The organism is Streptomyces sp. NPDC007189 (assembly GCF_040703635.1).
Taxonomy (GTDB): Bacteria; Actinomycetota; Actinomycetes; order Streptomycetales; family Streptomycetaceae; genus Streptomyces.
In genome coordinates, this window is sequence record NZ_JBEYEY010000012.1 from 247,673 (window position 1) to 265,369 (window position 17,697).

Annotated in this window: 16 protein-coding genes and 1 pseudogene; 10 read left to right on the forward strand and 7 right to left on the reverse strand. The window is 72.4% G+C overall.

What is annotated here, in order from left to right:
- Positions 1-7: 7 nt before the first annotated feature.
- Positions 8-1,624 carry a carboxyl transferase domain-containing protein gene (locus tag AB0950_RS24795; RefSeq protein WP_366779419.1) on the reverse strand — a complete coding sequence of 539 codons (1,617 nt, stop codon included), beginning with the start codon at positions 1,622-1,624 and terminating at the stop codon, positions 8-10.
- A gap of 107 nt (positions 1,625-1,731) precedes the next feature.
- On the opposite strand from AB0950_RS24795, the gene AB0950_RS24800 reads away from it, so the two are divergent.
- The 4 genes from AB0950_RS24800 to AB0950_RS24815 all read left to right on the forward strand — a co-directional run bounded on the left by AB0950_RS24800 (position 1,732) and on the right by AB0950_RS24815 (position 5,202).
- Positions 1,732-2,331: a TetR/AcrR family transcriptional regulator gene (locus AB0950_RS24800; RefSeq protein ID WP_360145081.1), complete on the forward strand. Its 600-nt coding sequence runs from the start codon at positions 1,732-1,734 to the stop codon at positions 2,329-2,331.
- Between the two features lie 130 nt (positions 2,332-2,461).
- The gene (locus AB0950_RS24805) at positions 2,462-3,619 is read left to right on the forward strand and encodes an acyl-CoA dehydrogenase family protein (RefSeq protein WP_360145078.1); all 1,158 of its coding nucleotides are present in this window, start codon (positions 2,462-2,464) and stop codon (positions 3,617-3,619) included.
- Positions 3,620-3,666: 47 nt separating this feature from the next.
- Complete coding sequence (locus tag AB0950_RS24810; RefSeq protein WP_360145075.1) at positions 3,667-4,536, forward strand: acyl-CoA thioesterase II; 870 nt, start codon at positions 3,667-3,669, stop codon at positions 4,534-4,536.
- Between the two features lie 258 nt (positions 4,537-4,794).
- A complete protein-coding gene (locus tag AB0950_RS24815; protein ID WP_366779420.1) occupies positions 4,795-5,202 on the forward strand; it encodes a hypothetical protein in 408 nt (135 codons plus the stop codon).
- 81 nt (positions 5,203-5,283) lie between these two features.
- Here the strand turns inward: AB0950_RS24815 and AB0950_RS24820 are convergent, their stop codons facing one another.
- Entirely contained in the window at positions 5,284-6,072 is a 789-nt protein-coding gene (locus AB0950_RS24820; protein ID WP_360145069.1) for a phosphatase, read from the reverse strand.
- 73 nt (positions 6,073-6,145) lie between these two features.
- Positions 6,146-8,443, reverse strand: coding sequence for a PucR family transcriptional regulator ligand-binding domain-containing protein (locus AB0950_RS24825; protein ID WP_366779421.1), 2,298 nt, complete (start codon positions 8,441-8,443; stop codon positions 6,146-6,148).
- 191 nt (positions 8,444-8,634) lie between these two features.
- Between AB0950_RS24825 and AB0950_RS24830 the strand changes: the two genes are divergently transcribed.
- Genes AB0950_RS24830 through AB0950_RS24840 form a run of 3 tightly spaced genes read left to right on the forward strand, consistent with a single transcriptional unit; the run spans position 8,635 to position 12,823 of the window.
- Complete coding sequence (locus tag AB0950_RS24830; protein ID WP_366779422.1) at positions 8,635-10,095, forward strand: sodium:solute symporter; 1,461 nt, start codon at positions 8,635-8,637, stop codon at positions 10,093-10,095.
- Between the two features lie 56 nt (positions 10,096-10,151).
- The gene (speB, locus tag AB0950_RS24835) at positions 10,152-11,132 is read left to right on the forward strand and encodes an agmatinase (protein ID WP_360145060.1); all 981 of its coding nucleotides are present in this window, start codon (positions 10,152-10,154) and stop codon (positions 11,130-11,132) included.
- Positions 11,129-12,823 (forward strand): thiamine pyrophosphate-binding protein, encoded by a 1,695-nt coding sequence (locus AB0950_RS24840; RefSeq protein WP_360572343.1) that lies wholly within the window; start codon positions 11,129-11,131, stop codon positions 12,821-12,823. Before speB ends, AB0950_RS24840 begins: the two co-directional genes overlap by 4 nt.
- A gap of 10 nt (positions 12,824-12,833) precedes the next feature.
- Here AB0950_RS24840 and AB0950_RS24845 read toward each other — a convergent pair whose 3' ends face one another.
- Positions 12,834-13,226 (reverse strand): hypothetical protein, encoded by a 393-nt coding sequence (locus tag AB0950_RS24845; protein WP_360145054.1) that lies wholly within the window; start codon positions 13,224-13,226, stop codon positions 12,834-12,836.
- A gap of 361 nt (positions 13,227-13,587) precedes the next feature.
- On the opposite strand from AB0950_RS24845, the gene AB0950_RS24850 reads away from it, so the two are divergent.
- Both AB0950_RS24850 and AB0950_RS24855 read left to right on the forward strand, forming a co-directional pair.
- A complete protein-coding gene (locus AB0950_RS24850; RefSeq protein WP_366779423.1) occupies positions 13,588-14,436 on the forward strand; it encodes a helix-turn-helix domain-containing protein in 849 nt (282 codons plus the stop codon).
- Positions 14,433-15,341 (forward strand): DUF2690 domain-containing protein, encoded by a 909-nt coding sequence (locus AB0950_RS24855; protein ID WP_366779424.1) that lies wholly within the window; start codon positions 14,433-14,435, stop codon positions 15,339-15,341. Before AB0950_RS24850 ends, AB0950_RS24855 begins: the two co-directional genes overlap by 4 nt.
- 432 nt (positions 15,342-15,773) lie before the next feature.
- On the opposite strand, the gene AB0950_RS24860 is transcribed toward AB0950_RS24855, so the two are convergent.
- Positions 15,774-15,965 (reverse strand): DUF397 domain-containing protein, encoded by a 192-nt coding sequence (locus AB0950_RS24860; RefSeq protein WP_366779425.1) that lies wholly within the window; start codon positions 15,963-15,965, stop codon positions 15,774-15,776.
- 9 nt (positions 15,966-15,974) lie between these two features.
- Positions 15,975-16,367, reverse strand: a complete 393-nt coding sequence (locus AB0950_RS24865; RefSeq protein ID WP_360145039.1) for a Scr1 family TA system antitoxin-like transcriptional regulator — start codon at positions 16,365-16,367, stop codon at positions 15,975-15,977.
- Positions 16,368-16,376: 9 nt separating this feature from the next.
- Here AB0950_RS24865 and AB0950_RS24870 point away from each other — a divergent pair.
- Positions 16,377-16,910: pseudogene (locus AB0950_RS24870) on the forward strand (hypothetical protein); the annotation flags it as partial.
- A 14-nt stretch (positions 16,911-16,924) separates the two neighbouring features.
- Here the strand turns inward: AB0950_RS24870 and AB0950_RS24875 are convergent.
- Positions 16,925-17,665, reverse strand: coding sequence for a VOC family protein (locus tag AB0950_RS24875; protein ID WP_366779426.1), 741 nt, complete (start codon positions 17,663-17,665; stop codon positions 16,925-16,927).
- Positions 17,666-17,697 lie beyond the last annotated feature (32 nt).

Consider the following 17,697-nt stretch of genomic DNA (forward strand, 5'->3'; position numbering starts at 1 on the left):
CCCCTCCTCACATCCGGAAGACGCCGAACTGGGGATCTCCCAGAGGCGCGTTGGCACAGGCCGTCAGGGCGAGCCCGAGCACCTGACGGGTCTCGAGCGGGTCGATCACGCCGTCGTCCCAGAGCCGGGCGGTGGCGTAGTAGGCGTTGCCCTGGCGCTCGTACTGGGCGCGGACGGGCGCCTTGAAGGCCTCCTCGTCCTCGGCGGGCCACTGCTCGCCGCGCGCCTCCATCTGGTCCCGCTTGACGGTCGCCAGCACGGACGCGGCCTGCTCGCCGCCCATGACCGAGATCTTCGCGTTGGGCCACATCCACAGGAAGCGGGGGGAGTAGGCCCGGCCGCACATCGAGTAGTTGCCCGCGCCGTACGATCCGCCGACCACCACCGTCAGCTTCGGCACGCGCGTGCACGCCACGGCCGTCACCATCTTGGCGCCGTGCTTGGCGATGCCGCCCGCCTCGTAGTCCTTGCCGACCATGAACCCGGAGATGTTCTGCAGGAACACCAGCGGGATCCCGCGCTGGTCGCACAGCTCGATGAAGTGGGCGCCCTTCTGGGCGGACTCGGAGAAGAGGATGCCGTTGTTGGCGACGATCCCCACCGGGTGGCCGTGGATGCGCGCGAAGCCGGTGACCAGGGTCTGCCCGAACTCGCTCTTGAACTCGGCGAAGCGGGAGCCGTCGGTGATGCGGGCGATGACCTCCCGGACGTCGTAGGGGGTGCGGGAGTCCACCGGGACCGCGCCGTACAGCCCGTAGGGGTCGACCTTGGGCTCGACCGACGGCTGGACCTCCCAGAGCGGGGACTGCCGGGCCGGGAGGGTGGCGACGATGTTCCGGACGATCCTCAGGGCGTGCGCGTCGTCCTCCGCGAGGTGGTCGGTGACACCGGACACACGCGCGTGCACCTCGCCGCCGCCCAGCTCCTCCGCCGTCACGACCTCGCCGGTGGCGGCCTTCACCAGCGGCGGGCCGCCGAGGAAGATCGTGCCCTGGTTGCGCACGATCACGGCCTCGTCGCTCATGGCGGGCACATACGCGCCGCCCGCCGTGCACGACCCGAGGACCGCGGCGATCTGGGGGATGCCGGCGCCGGACATCCGGGCCTGGTTGTAGAAGATCCGCCCGAAGTGCTCACGGTCCGGGAAGACCTCGTCCTGCATCGGCAGGAAGGCGCCGCCGGAGTCCACGAGATAGACGCAGGGCAGGCGGTTGTCGAGGGCGACCTCCTGCGCGCGCAGGTGCTTCTTCACCGTCATCGGGTAGTACGTGCCGCCCTTGACCGTCGCGTCGTTCGCCACGATCACGCACTCGCGTCCGCTGACCCGGCCGATCCCGGCGATCACACCGGCGGCCGGGGCCTGCCCGTCGTACATCCCGTCGGCCGCCAGCGGGGCCAGCTCCAGGAACGGCGAGCCGGGGTCGAGCAGTGTGTCCACCCTGTCCCGCGGCAGCAGCTTGCCGCGCGCGGTGTGCCGGGCCCGCGCCTTCTCGCCGCCGCCGAGGGCCGCCGCGGCCAGCTTGCCGCGCAGCTCCTCCACGAGCGCGAGATGCGCCTGTTCATTGGCCCGCCAGGCCTCCGACGCGGGATCTGCCGCGCTCTGAAGCTCCGGTGCCTCGTGCATCCTGCGGTCCCCTCACCTGGTGATCGAACCCGTGGTCCGCTGTTAATGAGCGTTAACCACCTCCTTCAGGTTAACGACCGCTAACCTCGCTGTCTAGAATTGGCCGCATGGTCACCAGAACCGACGCCCCCACCCGTCGCCAGCAGATCCTCAAGGAGGCCGCCCGGCTCTTCGCCGAGCGCGGCTTCCACGGCGTCGGCGTGGACGAGATAGGAGCGGCGGTGGGCATCAGCGGCCCCGGTCTGTACCGGCACTTTCCGGGCAAGGACGCGATGCTCGCCGAGCTGCTGGTGGGCATCAGCGGTCAGCTGCTGACGGGCGCGAAGCGCCGTCTGGCGGAGGCGGACGGCCAGGCCGGCGCCTCCGCGGTCCTGGACTCCCTGATCGAGGGCCACATCGACTTCGCCCTGGACGACCGTCCCCTCATCACCCTGCACGACCGCGAGCTGGACCGCCTGCGCGACAGCGACCGCAAGCTGGTCCGCCAGCTGCAGCGGCAGTACGTCGAGCTGTGGGTGGAGGTGGTCCGCGAGGTCTACCCGGCGCTCACCGAGCAGTCGGCCCGCTCGGCCGTCCACTCGGTCTTCGGCCTGCTGAACTCCACCCCCCACCTGGGCCGCGCGGGCACCCTCCCGGGCCGCGGCGCCACGGCGGCACTCCTGCACCGGATGGCGCGGGGGGCGTTCCGGGCGGCGGGGGAGCAGTGACCGCCGCCCCTTCCCTGTGACGCGCGTCGCCCCTCCGTCAGAGTGACCTTCGTCTCTGGACGCATCACCGTACTCGCCGGTATCTTCGAATCTGAGCAAGCGCTTAGACAGGTAGCTGGAGGTGGGCGGCGTGCGCCGTACGGTGTTCAACGAGGATCACGAGGCGTTCCGGGAGACCCTTCGCGCCTTCATCGAGGCCGAGGTCGTACCCGTGTACGACGAGTGGTTCGCCGCCGGCCAGGCGCCGCGCGACTTCTACTACAAGCTCGGTGAGCTGGGCATCTTCGGCATCAGCGTGCCGGAGGAGTTCGGCGGCGCGGGCCTGGAGACCCACAAGTTCGAGGCCGTCATCTACGAGGAGACCGCCCGCGCGGGCGTCAGCTTCGGCGGCTCCGGCGTGCACGTCCTGCTCGCCCTGCCGTACATCAAGATGCTCGCCACCGACGAGCAGAAGAAGCGCTACCTGCCGAAGTTCGTCACCGGCGAGGAGATGTGGGCCATCGCGATGACGGAGCCGGGCACCGGCTCCGACCTCGCGGGCATGAAGACCACCGCCAAGCTGAGCGAGGACGGCACGCACTACGTCCTCAACGGCGCCAAGACCTTCATCACCGGCGGCGTGCACGCCGACAAGGTGATCGTCTGCGCCCGCACGGCCGCGCCCACCGCCGAGGACCGCCGGCACGGCATCTCCCTGTTCGCCGTGGACACCAAGTCCGAGGGCTACTCCGTCGGCCGCAAGCTGGACAAGCTGGGCCTGCGCACCTCCGACACCGCCGAGCTGGCGTTCGTCGACGTCAAGGTGCCGGTCGAGGACCTGCTCGGCGAGGAGAACAAGGGCTTCTCCTACCTCGGCCACAACCTCGCCTCCGAGCGCTGGGGCATCGCCTTCGGCGCCTACGCGCAGGCCAAGGCCGCCGTCCGGTTCGCCAAGCAGTACGTCCAAGAGCGCACCGTCTTCGGCAAGCCGGTCGCGCACTTCCAGAACACCAAGTTCGAGCTGGCCGCCTGCCAGGCCGAGGTGGACGCCGCCGAGGCCGTCGCCGACCGCGCCACCGAGGCCCTGGACGCCGGCGAGCTGACCCCCGCCGAGGCCGCCTCCGCCAAGCTGTTCTGCACCGAGGTCGCCCACCGCGTGATCGACCGCTGCCTCCAGCTGCACGGCGGCTACGGCTACATGAACGAGTACCCGATCGCGCGCCTGTACGCGGACAACCGCGTCAACCGCATCTACGGCGGCACCAGCGAGATCATGAAGACGATCATCGCCAAGGACATGGGCCTGTAAGACGGCCCTGTCATCGCCGTCATCACTGGCCTGTACAACTAGATGCCATGAGCCAGGCACTCCAGGATCTCCTCGATCTGCTCGACCTCGAGCAGATCGAGGAGAACATCTTCCGCGGCCGGTCCCGCTCCGCCGTCGTACCCCGCGTCTTCGGCGGACAGGTCGCGGCACAGGCGCTGGTCGCCGCCGGGCGCACGGTCCCCGCCGACCGGCCCGCGCACTCGCTGCACGCCTACTTCCTGCGCCCCGGCGACCCCGGCGCGCCGATCGTCTACTCCGTCGACCGCATCCGCGACGGCCGGTCCTTCACCACCCGCCGCGTGGTCGCCGTCCAGCACGGAAAGCCGATCTTCCATCTCTCGGCGTCCTTCCAGCGGTACGAGGAAGGCCTCGACCACCAGGCGCCCATGCCGCCGTCCCCCGACCCGGCGACCCTGCCCACCTCGCAGGAGCGGCTGCGCGGGTACGACCACCTCGCCCCCGAGGTCGTCGAGCGGTTCCTTCAGGCGCGCGAGGCGATCGACCTCAGGTACGTGGACGAGCCGCCGTACGGTCAGTTCGGCGCGCCGCGCGAGCCGCACTCACAGGTGTGGTTCCGCACCGCCGGCAAGCTGGACGACGACCCGCTGCTGCACGTCGTCCTCGCCACCTACGTCTCCGACATGACCCTGCTCGACTCCGTGCTGCTCGCGCACGGGCGCGGCGGCTGGGCGGTCGGCGACGTCGTGGGCGCCTCCCTGGACCACGCGATGTGGTTCCACCGGCCCTTCCGCGCCGACGAATGGCTGCTGTACGACCAGGAGTCGCCGTCCGCGCACGGCGGCCGCGGCCTGGGGCAGGCCCGCATCTACACGCAGGACGGGCGGCTCGCCATCACCGTCATCCAGGAGGGCGTCGTCCGCGTGCCGCGCGGCTGACACCGCTTCGAGATGCCGAGTGACGGGTGGGGCACTAATCTCTATGAGTGACGGCCGCAGCACACGGTGTGACCGTCCGACGGTTCCCGGATCGCGGGAACGGCAGACGTCGGCGGCGACATCCGTCCAGTGAGTCTTCTGCGGTCACACCTCAAGAGCGCGCCGTGCGTGTCCCCTCAGTGAGCACGGCGCCGGCCATCCGCCCGCGAACTCCTCGTGGAGCAGCGGGAGATGATGGAGACAGAAGGGTACTTTCCCATGCGAGCACTGCGCGTCAAGCGTTATGTCGTGATGTCCGCCGCGGGCCTCCTGCTGGCCGGCGGAGCCGCGATCGGTTCGGCCGGCACCGCCTCGGCGGCCCCCACGCACACCGTCAGCTACCACGGCCGGCACGGCGGCGGAGGCTGGGGCTGGGGCTGCGGTTGCGGCGGCGGCCACCACCACCGCCACCACGGGCGCCATCACGGCCGCGGCGGCAACGGCTACCGGAACAACGGCAACTGGAGCAACGGCAGCTGGGGCAACGGCAACTGGAGCAACGGCAGCTGGGGCAACGGCAATTCGAACAACAACAACAACTCCAGCAGCGGCAACAAGAACAGCAGCTCCGGCAACAACCAGAGCGGCAGCTCGAACAACTCCAGCAGAAGCAGTAGCAGCAGCTGAACCGGTGCCGATCGCGCCACACCGTGCGGCCCTGTACGCGGGGCCGCACAGTGCCGCGCCGGGAGCGGCGCGGCAGGCGGGTCAGGAAAGGCCCGCCTCCGCCAGCAGATACGCGGTCATCGGGTCGTAGTGCCGGGGGCTGACGACATGGTCGTCGAGCGGCACCACGACCTGGAGGGTGCCCTCGGACTCGGCGAGGAACAGCGCCGGGTCGTTGCAGTCGGCGTAGCCGACCGCGTCCAGGCCGTGCTGTCCGGCGTACCCGGCCCAGCCGTGGTCCGCGACGACCAGGTCCGGCAGCGGGCGCCCCTCGCGCTCAAGTCCCTGCAGCACGGCCCGCATCGGCTCTCCGGAGTGGGTGTGCCACAGCGTCGCCCCGTGCTCCAGCACCGCCACGTCCGCGAACTGCATGACGTACCCCTCGTCCGTCTGCAGCCCGTCCGGGATGACCACGATCTCGCAGCCGGCGGTGCGCAGCGCGGCGGCCGTGGCCCGGTGCACGTCCAGCAGCCCGCCCGGGTGACCGGTCGCGAACAGCACCCGCTGCCGGTCCTCGGCCGCCTTGCGCAGCCGCGCCGCCATCCGCTCCAGGGCGTCCACGGTCAGTTCGGGGTCGATGGTGTCCTGCCCGTACCGGTACTCGGGATCGTCGTTGACGCCGACCCGCTCGGCCATCACCGCGAGCACGTCCTGCTCGTCCGTCCAGCGGTCGCCCAGCTCCAGGCCGAGCCAGAAGTTCCGGACACCGTTGGCGAGCTGACGGTAGTGGGAGAGGTTGTTCTCACGGGGCGTGGCGACGTCCCCCGCGATACGGGTCCTCACCAGGTGGTCGACGAGCTGGGCGCGGCTGGGTGTCCCGGGTATCGGCATGCCTCCATTGTGAGGCAGCGCGGCACGGCCGTCCTCGGCATATCGCCCGCTGGGACGTGACTCACGCCCCTGGTCAGCCGTGCCGCAGCGCGAACCACAGCTCCATGCGCACGTCCGGGTCGTCCAGGTCGGCGTCCAGCAGGGCGGCGCAGCGGGCGATGCGCTGCCGCACGGTGTTGCGGTGCACCTCCAAGGCCACCGCCGTACGGTCCCAACTGCCGTGCAGCGCCAGCCAGTTGCGCAGGGTCTCGGCCAGCTCGGGGCGGCCGGCGAGCGGGGCGAGCAGCGCGCGGGCGTGCGCCTGGGCGTCCGCCTGCGGCACCAGGTCCTCCAGGCCCGGCCGGGTCCCGTGCCGGACCAGCGGGGCGCGGGTGGCGCGGGCCCGGGCCAGGGCGCGGGCCGCCTGCGCGTCGGCGGCCGGCCACTCCCGCGGCTCCACGGCCGCGCTCACCCCGAGCGTCCACCCGGCCTGCGGCTGCGGCGGCCGCCCGCCCGGCACCAGCACCCGTACGCCGTCCCGGCCGACGTCGACCAGCGGCGAGCCCAGCGCGGCCCCGAGCGCGGAGGCGGCGACCGCGTCGGGCGGCTGGGCCTCCGGCCGGGCGTGCACGACGAACCACTGCCCGGCGCCCAGCAGCGGGGCGACCTCCTCGGGCGGGGACCCCAGCAACAGCCGTACCAGGGCGGAGGAGCGGGCCGCGCCCGCGCCGCTGTGGTGCTCGCCGGTCAGCAGCGACAGCAGGACGGAGGCGACCGAGGCGATGGTGTGGTCACCGGGCTCACGGCGCGCGGTGGCCACCCCGAGGACGAATCCGTCACCGGACCCGAGCGCGTACACGGAGAGATGGGTGTCCCCGAGCGTGTCGGTGGCGGAGGCGGGGGAGGGACGGCCGGCACCGGTCCGGGCGGCGGCGGGACCGGTTGCGCCGGTCCGGGCGGCGGCGGGACGGGGTCCGGCGGAACCGGTTGCGGCGGGACGGGCTCCCCTGACCGCGCCGGCCGAGGTGCCGTCGCCAGACGCCCGGTCCCCCACGGGCGCCGGGCCGCTGGCGGGGGGTGCCTGCACTGCCGGGCTGCTGGTGGGGTGCGCCTGTGCCGCCGGGCCGCTGGTGGGGTGCGCCTGTGCCGCCGGGCTGCTGGTGGGGTGTGCCTGTGCCGCCGGGCTACTGGAGGGGCGTGCCGATGCCGCCGGGCCGCTGGTCGGGCCTGCCACCGCCGCCGAGCTGGTGGTGGGGCGTGCCGTCGCCGCGGGGTCGCTTGCGGGGCGTGCCTGTGCCGCCGGGCTGCTGGAGGGGGGTGCCGATGCCGCCGGGCCGCTGGTCGGGCCTGCCACCGCAGCCGAGCTGGTGGTGGGGCGTGCCGCCGCCGCGGGGTCGCTTGCGGGGAGTGCCTGTGCCGCCGGGCTGCTGGAGGGGGGTGCCGATGCTGCCGGGCCGCTGGTCGGGCCTGCCACTGCCGCCGAGCTGGTGGTGGGGCGTGCCGTCGCCGCGGGGTCGCTTGCGGGGCGTGCCTGTGCCGCCGGGCTACTGGAGGGGCGTGCCGATGCCGCCGGGCTGCTGGTGGGGCGTGTCGCCGCCGCGGGGTCGCTGGCGGACCGTGCCGACACCGTCGGGCCGCTGGTGGGGCGTGGCCGTGCTCCCGGGGCGCTGGTCGGGCCGGCCTGCGCCGCCGGGCCGCTTGCGGACTGTTCCTGCGCCGCCTGGCCGTCCGTCGGCCGTACCACCGCCGCCAGGGCGGCCAGGGCCCTGCCGGTCTCCTCGGGCGGAGTCCGGCCCGCCGTGGCGAGGGGCGTGCCGTCGGGGCCGTAGAGGACCGCGTGCCCGGAGAGGTGCCGGGCCAGGCGGCGCAGCACCGAGGGCACCGGATCCGGGCGGGCGGCGGCCGCGGCGAGGCTCTGCTGGGCCTCCGTGACGCGGCGGAGTTCGGCCAGGCGGGCCTGGGCCATCAGCTGCCACACCGCGCGGGCCACGCCGGAGAAGGTGGTCCGGGGCGGTACCTCCAGCAGGGGCAGTCCATGGCGCTCGCAGGCGGCCACCAGCGCCCGCGGGACCGTGTCGTGCACCGGCGCCACGCCGAAGCCGAGGGCCGCGCCGCCCGCCTCGACGATCCGGGAGACGTAGTCGTCGAAGTACGTGCCCGACCCCGCCGCCTCCGGGATGTGCACCCCGGCCGTGAGCAGCAGCTCGCCGCCCAGCAGATACGGGTACGGGTCGGCCATCTCCGAGGTGTGCGCCCAGTGGATCACGACCGAGGGGTCGGACGGGCCCGCGATCTGGCGCAGGGCCAGGTCCTCCCGGGCCAGCAGCGCCGACAGCGGGACCGGTGGGGTCGGCGGGACCGCCGGGGCGATCGGGGCGCTTGTTTCCGGCATGGTGTGCGGACCCTCCATTCAGCCCCGTACGGATGGATGAAACGTACACTTCGCAGTCGCTTTCCGGCCACCTAGTGTCAAGTCAGACCGGCAGCCGCGGGTACGGGCGGATGTCCCCGCGATCTGCTGCCGGCCCGTCCCCACGTACCTGCACGACACGCCACCGAACGTGCGCGAAGGAGGGCCGCCCCATGGCCGTCGACTACACAGTGATCGTCGTCTATCTCGCCGGCATGCTGGCCATGGGCTGGTGGGGCATGCGCCGCGCCCGGTCCAAGAGCGACTTCCTGGTGGCGGGCCGCCGCCTGGGCCCGGCCATGTACTCCGGCACCATGGCGGCGATCGTCCTCGGCGGCGCGTCCACCATCGGCGGCGTGGGCCTCGGCTACCAGTACGGCCTGTCCGGCGCCTGGATGGTCTTCACCATCGGCCTCGGCCTGCTGGCCCTGTCGGTGTTCTTCTCCGCCCGCATCGCCCGGCTGAAGGTCTACACCGTCTCCGAGATGCTGGACCTGCGCTACGGCGGCCGGGCCGGCGTCATCTCCGGCGTGGTCATGTGGGCGTACACCCTCATGCTGGCCGTCACCTCGACCATCGCCTACGCCACGATCTTCGACGTCCTGTTCGACATGAACCGGACCGTCGCGATCGTCCTCGGCGGCTCGATCGTCGTCGCCTACTCCACCCTCGGCGGCATGTGGTCCATCACGCTGACCGACATGGTCCAGTTCGTGGTGAAGACCATCGGCGTCCTGCTGCTGCTCCTGCCGATCGCGGTCGTCAAGGCGGGCGGTTTCTCCGGGATGAAGGCCAAGCTGCCGACCTCGTACTTCGACCCGCTGGGCATCGGCGGCGAGACGATCTTCACCTACGTCCTGATCTACACGTTCGGCATGCTGATCGGCCAGGACATCTGGCAGCGCGTGTTCACCGCCCGCAGCGACAGGACCGCCCGGTACGGCGGCACCGTCGCCGGCACCTACTGCCTGGCCTACGCCCTCGCCGGCGCCGTCATCGGCACCGCGGCCAAGGTCATGTACCCGGGGCTCGGCAGCCCCGACGACGCCTTCGCCACCATCGTCAAGGACGAACTGCCCATCGGTGTGCGCGGCCTGGTGCTGGCCGCCGCCCTCGCCGCGGTGATGTCGACCTCCTCCGGCGCCCTGATCGCCTGCGCCACGGTCGCCAACAACGACATCTGGTCGCGGCTGCGGGGGCTCACCAGGCGGTCCGGCGAGGACCACGACGAGGTCGGCGGCAACCGCGCCTTCATCCTGATCATGGGCGTGGCGGTGATCGGCACGGCAATCGCCCTGAACAACGTGGTCGAGGCGCTGACCGTGGCGTACAACCTCCTCGTCGCCGGCCTGCTCGTCCCCATCCTCGGCGGCCTGCTGTGGAAGCGCGGCACCGTCCAGGGCGCGCTGGCCTCCGTGATCGGCGGCGGCCTCGCCGTGATCGGCCTGATGGCGGGCTACGGCATCCTCGCCAACGAGCCCGTCTACTACGGCCTGCTCGCCTCCCTCGCCGCCTACGTCGCCGTCTCCCTGGCGACCAGGCCCACCGACGAGACGGTCCTCGCCACCTGGCGCGAACGTCTCGCCGGCAGGAACCCCGAACTCGCGTCCGAACCGGTCCCGACTCACCAGTAGAGTCATAAGGAAAGCAGTACAAGCGCGACGAAGCGCAAGAAAGAAGGCAATTGACCATGAGCAGCAACGAGACGCCCCGCGGCCCCGTCGACTCCTCCCGCATCCCGCGGTACGCCGGCCCCGCGACCTTCGCCCGGCTGCCCCGCCTGGACGAGGTCGGCACCGCCGACGTCGCCGTCGTGGGCGTGCCGTTCGACTCCGGCGTCTCGTACCGGCCGGGCGCCCGCTTCGGCGGCAACGCCATCCGCGAGGCGTCCCGGCTGCTGCGCCCGTACAACCCGGCACAGGACGCCTCCCCGTTCGCCCTCGCCCAGGTCGCGGACGGCGGCGACATCGCGGTGAACCCGTTCAACATCAACGAGGCCGTCGAGACCGTCGAGGCCGCGGCGGACGAGCTGCTCGGCACCGGCGCCCGCCTGATGACGCTGGGCGGCGACCACACCATCGCGCTGCCGCTGCTCAGGAGCGTCGCGAAGAAGCACGGCCCGGTCGCCCTGCTCCACTTCGACGCCCACCTCGACACCTGGGACACCTACTTCGGCGCCGAGTACACCCACGGCACCCCGTTCCGCCGCGCGGTGGAGGAGGGCATCCTCGACACCTCGGCCCTGTCCCACGTCGGCACGCGCGGCCCGCTGTACGGCAAGCAGGACCTCACCGACGACGAGAAGATGGGCTTCGGCATCGTCACCTCCGCCGACGTCTACCGCCGCGGCGCCGACGAGATCGCCGACCAGCTCCGCCAGCGCATCGGCGACCGCCCGCTGTACATCTCCATCGACATCGACTGCCTCGACCCGGCCCACGCCCCCGGCACGGGCACGCCGGAGGCGGGCGGCATGACCTCCCGCGAACTGCTGGAGATCCTGCGCGGCCTGGCCTCGTGCCACCTGGTCTCCGCAGACGTCGTCGAGGTGGCCCCGGCCTACGACCACGCCGAGATCACCTCGGTGGCGGCCTCCCACACGGCGTACGAACTGACCACCATCATGAGCCGCCAGATCGCGGCCGCCCGCAAGGAGAACGAGGGCAAGTGACCCACGACCACGACCTGGAGCTCCGTCCGACCGCCGCCCAGACGGAGGCCGCGCTGAACCCGCCCGCCGGGCGCAACGGCGGAGACCTGGTCGTGGAGACGCTGGCCGGGCTGGGCGCGACGACCGTCTTCGGCCTCCCCGGCCAGCACGCGCTGGGCATGTTCGACGCCCTGCGCAGGTCCGCCCTGCGGTATGTGGGCCTGCGGGTGGAGAACAACGCCGGCTTCGCGGCGGACGCGTACGGCCGGATCACCGGCGAGGCGGCCCCGCTGCTGCTCTCGACGGGCCCCGGCGCGCTGACGTCGCTCGCGGCGTTGCAGGAGGCGGCGGCGGCGTCGGCCCCCGTGCTGGCGATCAGCAGCCAGATCCCGACGGCCGGACTGGGCGGCGGCCGCCACGGCTACCTCCACGAACTCCCCGACCAGGCGGCCTCGTTCCGGGGCGTGGTGAAGTCGGTGCACACCGTCCGCACGCAGTCCCAGATCCCGTCCGCGATCGCGGCGGCCTGGAAGTCGGCGCTGACGGCTCCGCACGGCCCGGTGTGGGTGGAGATCCCGCAGGACGTGCTGCTGGCCCCGACCGCCCTGCCCGTGGTGACGGCACCGGACGCCACCCCGGAGGACCTGGTCCCGCGCCCCGAACTGACGGCGGTGGCAGCCCACTTGTTGTCGCACGCCGCCCGCCCGGCGATCATCGCGGGCGGCGGGGTCGTACGGTCCGACGCGTCGGGGAAGCTGAAGGCACTGGCGGAGAAGCTTCAGGCGCCGGTGGTGACCACCTTCGGCGGCAAGGGCGCGTTCCCGTGGGAGCACCCGCTGTCGCTGCAGTCCTGGCTGGAGGACCGGCACACCACGGACTTTCTTCAGGACGCGGACGTCCTGCTGGTCGTGGGCTCGGGGCTGGGCGAACTCTCCTCGAACTACCACACGTTCAGGCCGCGCGGCCGGGTCATCCAGATCGAGGCCGACCTCGGCAAACTGGAGTCCAACCACCCCGCGCTGGGCATCCACGCGGACGCCCGCCTGGCGCTCCAGGCCCTGCTGGAGACGGTTCAGGAGCGGACGGACGCCTCGGCGCCGCAGCGGGTGCGGAAGCTGCTGGAGAAGGTGGCCGCCCGCATCGCCGCCCAGGAACTCGGCCTGGAGCAGCAGGTGCTGGCCTCCGTACGCCGCGCGCTGCCCGCCGGTGCCCCCTCCTTCTGGGACATGACGATCCTGGCGTACTGGGCGTGGTCGGCCTTCGACCCCCGGGGCGCGAACACCATGCACTCGGCGCAGGGGGCCGGTGGCCTCGGCTACGGCTTCCCGGCGGCGCTGGGCGCGGCGGCCGCCGACCCGACCCGCCCGGTGCTGGCGGTGTCGGGCGACGGCGGGGCGCTGTACTCGATCGCGGAACTGGCCACCGCCCGCCAGTACGACCTGCCCGTCACCTGGCTGATCGTCGACGACGGCGGCTACGGCATCCTCCGCGAGTACATGACGGACGCCTTCGGCCAGGCCACGGCGACCGAGCTGACCCGCCCGGACTACGTAGCCCTCGCCGAGTCCTTCGGCGTCCCCGGGGTCCGTACGACCCCGGAGACACTGGAGGACGACCTGGCGAAGGCGCTGGCGGCGCCGGGCCCGTCGGTGGTCGTGCTCCCGGCGGTCCTGCGGATGTTCGCGCCGACCCACCTGGAGCAGCGAGCCTAGGCAGCCTGCCCTAGTGGCACTTGCTGGAGGTGCTGATGTACACCTGCGTCGGGTGCGCCCCGTTGAAGGCCCATCCCTCGCCGGGCTTCATGCAGATCGTGGGGTGGTTGGAGAACCGCACGTAGGCCACGTCGTCGTGCCGGGTGTTGAGCGCGCCCTTCGCCTTGCGGCTGGCGCCGAGCTTCTGCCAGTAGCCGGTGTCCTTGAACTTCCCGGTCATCGTGTTGCCGTTGTAGAAGCAGACGTACGGATACGGACACTTCGGACGGGCGGCGGTGGACGCGACGGCCGCGGCCGACGGGGTGTGCGGGTCGGCCGAGGCGGCCTGCGCGGAGACGGCCAGACCGCTTCCGGCCAGGGCGCACGCGGTCAGGACGGACGCGGTCGCGATGCGGAATCGCATGGATGCTCCTCGATGTCGGTTGCCTGTAGGCGGCAGTCGCCTGAGCCGGCCCGCCGCACCCCCGTGCCTGCGGGCCGCCGACTGCCTGGGGCGGTGCGGGGTGGGCCGCACCGCCCGTCGTGCACCACCGACGGTGCAGGCCGATCCCGACGCGGCACCAGGCCCGCCGCGCAGTTGCCGCCGGCCCGGGACGTCCCACCCCGCGGCCTGCGGAAACACCCTGCGGGATGAGGCGCCGGCGGGACGCGCGGGCACGGAGGAATCCGGCCGAATCCATGCGCTCGAACAGAAGTCCATGGGAACCGGACGTCCCCGCTGAGGCATCCTCATGTCGGAAACTGCCACAGACATGGGGTGGGACATGTCTCGTTGGAAGCAGTTGCCGGACTCGCTCGACCCGCGAGTGCGGCAACTCGCCGTCCAGATGCGCCGTATCAAGGACCACAGCGGACTCGGCCTGCAGGCGCTGGCCGCCCGGACCGGCTACAGCCGTGCCTCCTGGGACCGCTACCTCAACGGCCGCTCGCTGCCGCCGCAGGAGGCGGTCGCCGCCCTGGCACGCGCCTGCAACGCGGACCCGGCCCGCCTGCTGGCCCTGCACGAGGTGGCGGTGGCGGCGGGGCGCGGGGGCGGGGAGGCGGAGGATTCCGGGAAGACCGGGGAGACCGGTGAGACCGGTGAGACCGGTGAGGGGGTCACGGAGCCGGAATCCCGTCCGGCCGGTGAGGAGCCGAAGGGCAGGGTTCGGGGACGGCGGCGGCTGCTCACCGCCGTGGTGACGTCGGTGGTCCTCCTCGCGGCGGTGATCGCCCTTCTCGTGGCCGCGCCGTGGGAGGGCGGCGGGCACCGGACCGCCGACCGTCCGGTCTCGGCGGACGCCACCGAGCCGGCGCCGGGAGCCTCCGGCCCGAAGGGGGCGTTCGTGTTCCGGCCCGGCAAGGAGTACCCGTGCCACGTGCACCGCGCCGGGGACGGGCTGCTCTACGCCGGATACAGCACCACCCGGGTCGACCTGATCGGCTCGGGATCCGCCCAGTGGGCCGTCGTCGAGGTGCAGTGCCTGCTGCGCCACCACGGCTTCTCACCGGGTACCGCCGACGGGGTGTTCGGCGCGCACACCGAGCGTGCGGTGGAAAGGCTGCAGGCCGGGGCCCACATCCGCGTGGACGGGGTCGTCGGCGAGGACACCTGGGGGGTGCTGCGGAAATGACGTCCGGCCGCCCGTCCGGCGCCCGTCCGGTGGAGTGCGAGCGCCTGGCGGAGACCCTGCGCGCGCTGCGGACCCGGACCGGCCTGAGCCTGGCGGCGCTGGCCGCGAAGACGCCGTACAGCAAGTCGTCGTGGGACCGCTACCTGCGCGGTACGACCGTCCCGCCCCGGCAGGCCGTCACCGGACTGTGCGAGCTGGCGGGCGAACATCCCGGCCGGGCGCTCGCCCTGTGGGAGCTGGCGGACGCGGTGGCCAGCGGGCGGGCGGCGGGAGGGCCTACGGCGGCCGTGGGCGCGGGGGCTGGACGTACGGATGCGCCGCCCAGCAGTCAGCCGGAGACGACCGGGGGTCCGTACGCCCCGGCCGGGTCATCCCCGCCGCCCGGCGAAGCGGGCCGCCGCCCATCCAGGCGCCTGCTCGCCGGAATAGCAGGCGGGATCGCGGCCGCGGCCGTCGCGACGGTGGTCATGCTCGCGGCCACGGGAGCGTTCACCGGGTCCGCCCCGGACCCGCGTACGACACCGTCCCCGTCCCCCACCACCCTGGCGAAGGGATGCCACGGCACCGGCTGCACGGGCAAGGACCCCGAGACGTACGGCTGCGGGGCGGATCCCGTGCCGGTGACCCTGGGCCGACGGAGCTTCCCCGGGCCGACGGTGGTCAAGATCCGGCACAGCGCGGCCTGCGGTGCGGTGTGGGCGCGGATCGACCTCGGCGAGGTGGGGGACCGGGCGGAGATCCTCGTACCGCGTCATGCCCCGCTGCGGATCGAGGTCAGGGACCGGTACGACGCGAAGGACTCCCTGTCGACGCCGATGGTCGCCGCGTCCCGGTCCGACCTGGACGGCGTGCGCGCCTGCCTGGTCCGCGACGGCGAGCGGCACTGCTTCGGCTCGGAGCGGTAGCGACGGCGGGCGGCGGAGCTTTCCGAAGACTACGGATGATCGCCGTGGCGCATCCTGCGCCCGCCGTGGACGCTCTGGATGAGGGTGCCGACCGTGTTGATGGCCCAAATGCTCCCCAGCGACAAAGCGATAAGGAAAATGACCACTGCTGTGACCAGCAGGGCGATGAGGACAGCGCCCTGGGCACGCTCCGCCCCCCGAAGCAGCGAACCCGGGTGCGCCCCTACCGCTCCGACGACCGGGACCGAAATGGCGGTCAGCAGTATCGGGGCGCGTCGTGGGTGCTCGAGGTCGTCGCCCCCATGGCCGCACCGAGCGTTCTCGTGCGCCTGCCGACGCTCGTCACTCTCCAGCACAAGGCTCATTGTGCAGTTCTTTACGAGCGAAGGCGACGGTCACGCCCAGCGATGCGTGCGGCGACCCCTCCGAAGGTCAGTTTGCGGGCCTCTTCAGCGCCTCGACGAACCGGGCGAAGGTGTCGGCCGGGAAGGTGAGGGTGGCTCTGGCGGGGGCCTTGGAGTCGCGGACGGCTATGTGGGTGTCGAGGTCGGCGACTTCGACACACGTATTGCCGTCCCCTCCGCCGGAGTAGGACGACTTCTGCCAGCGGACGGCCTGGGCCATACGGGCGCCTCACAGTTCCTTGGACATGCGGTGGATGAAGTTCCGTGATTCCACGGGGTGCAGTGCTGCTTTCTCCAGCTTATTGAGCAGGGCTCGGAAGCGCGCCAGCTGGGATTCGGCATCGATGAAGGCGGTGCCGTGCGGTGCGTCGCGCAGCACGGTGTCGAGGCGGGGGAGCGGACCACCCACGTACATCATCTCGATCCCGGCCCCGGCGAAGCCCTCTCGGGCGAAGGGGATGACGCGTACGGTGGCGTGTCCTCGCTCGATCGCACCCAGAATCTCAAGGAGTTGAGCCCGGGCGGCCCGGCGGTCGGAGACCAGGATGCGCAGGGCCGCCTCGTGGACGATCGTCTCGTACGGGACGGGGGTCTGGCGCTCCAGCACGGATCGGCGCCTCATCCGATGCTCCGGTGGGCGTCGCGCCCGATCCGGCTCGGCTTCCCGGGCTGGGAGTCGCTGACGGTACGACCGCTCGTGCTCGGCCCGGACAACGTGCCGGTGATCGCGGACGAGCGGCAGGCCGAGAAGGACGTCCCCCTTGCGGTGCTGTCGGCCATGACACACGGGCGTGGACCACAGGCTGCGGCCATACTGGAATCCCTGGCCGCCGCCCTGCGGACCATCGACCCCGACAGTGCCGCAGTCTTCGTGCAGTTCGTCGACTCCTGCCTGGCCGACGCCCAGGCGAAGCAGATGTGGAGGGATCTGATGACGGCGATCCAGTACTTCTGGCGACACCCGCTGGCGGAGCAGGTGCGAGAGGAGGGGCGGATCCAGGACCGCCAGGAGATGACCCTGCGCATCCTGGAATGGCGTGACATCCCGGTACCCGACAGCGTCCGCGAGCGTGTCATGGCCTGCACCGACCTCGGCCAACTCGAGACGTGGGCCCAGCGGGCCGTGCGTGCCGCGGACGCTGCGGAGTTGTTCCGCACCGAGTGAGCGAGTGATCCGTGTCAGGACGGGGCCAGGACGCAGAACTCGTGCTCTTCCGGGTCGGTCAGGCAGGTCCAGGGGACGTCGCCCTGGCCTACGTCGAGGTCGGTGGCGCCCAGGGTTCGCAGCCGGGCCACCTCCGCCGCTTTGTCGTCACCGGGGTACGGGAGCAGGTCGAGGTGGACGCGGTCCGGTGCGGTCTTCGTGCCGGGGGTGCGGAGGAACTCCAGGTACGGGCCGACGCCCTTGGCGTTGCGCAGTACGGCACGGTCGTCCGTCACCTCGTGCAGGGTCCAGTCGATCGCCTCGCCCCAGAACCGGGCCATGGCCCGCGGATCCGCGCAGTCGACCACCACCGCGGCGATCGGGCCGGTGTCCCGGTAGATGTCCCGGGGCTCCAGCACGCAGAACTCGTTGCCCTCGGGATCGGCCAGGACCGTCCACGGCACCGTGCCCTGGCCCACGTCGGCGGGCGTCGCGCCGAGAGACTCAAGGCGGGCGACCAGCTCCGCCTGGTGGGACGCGGAGGTGGTGGCGAGGTCGAGGTGCACGCGGTTCTTGGCCGTCGTCTTGGGCTCCGGGACGGGGACGACGTCGACGCAGACGAAGACCGGGTCGGGCCAGACGGGGCCGCCGCCGGGCCCGACGTACGTCGTCACGCCGGGGTGGTAGGCGCTCCAGCCGAGCGCCTCCGCCCAGAACCCGCCGACCGCCGGGGCGTCTAGGGCCTTGATGTTCACCATCACAGGTCGCAGTGGCATGCCGACGATCCTATGCACCCGTTCGGCGCCGA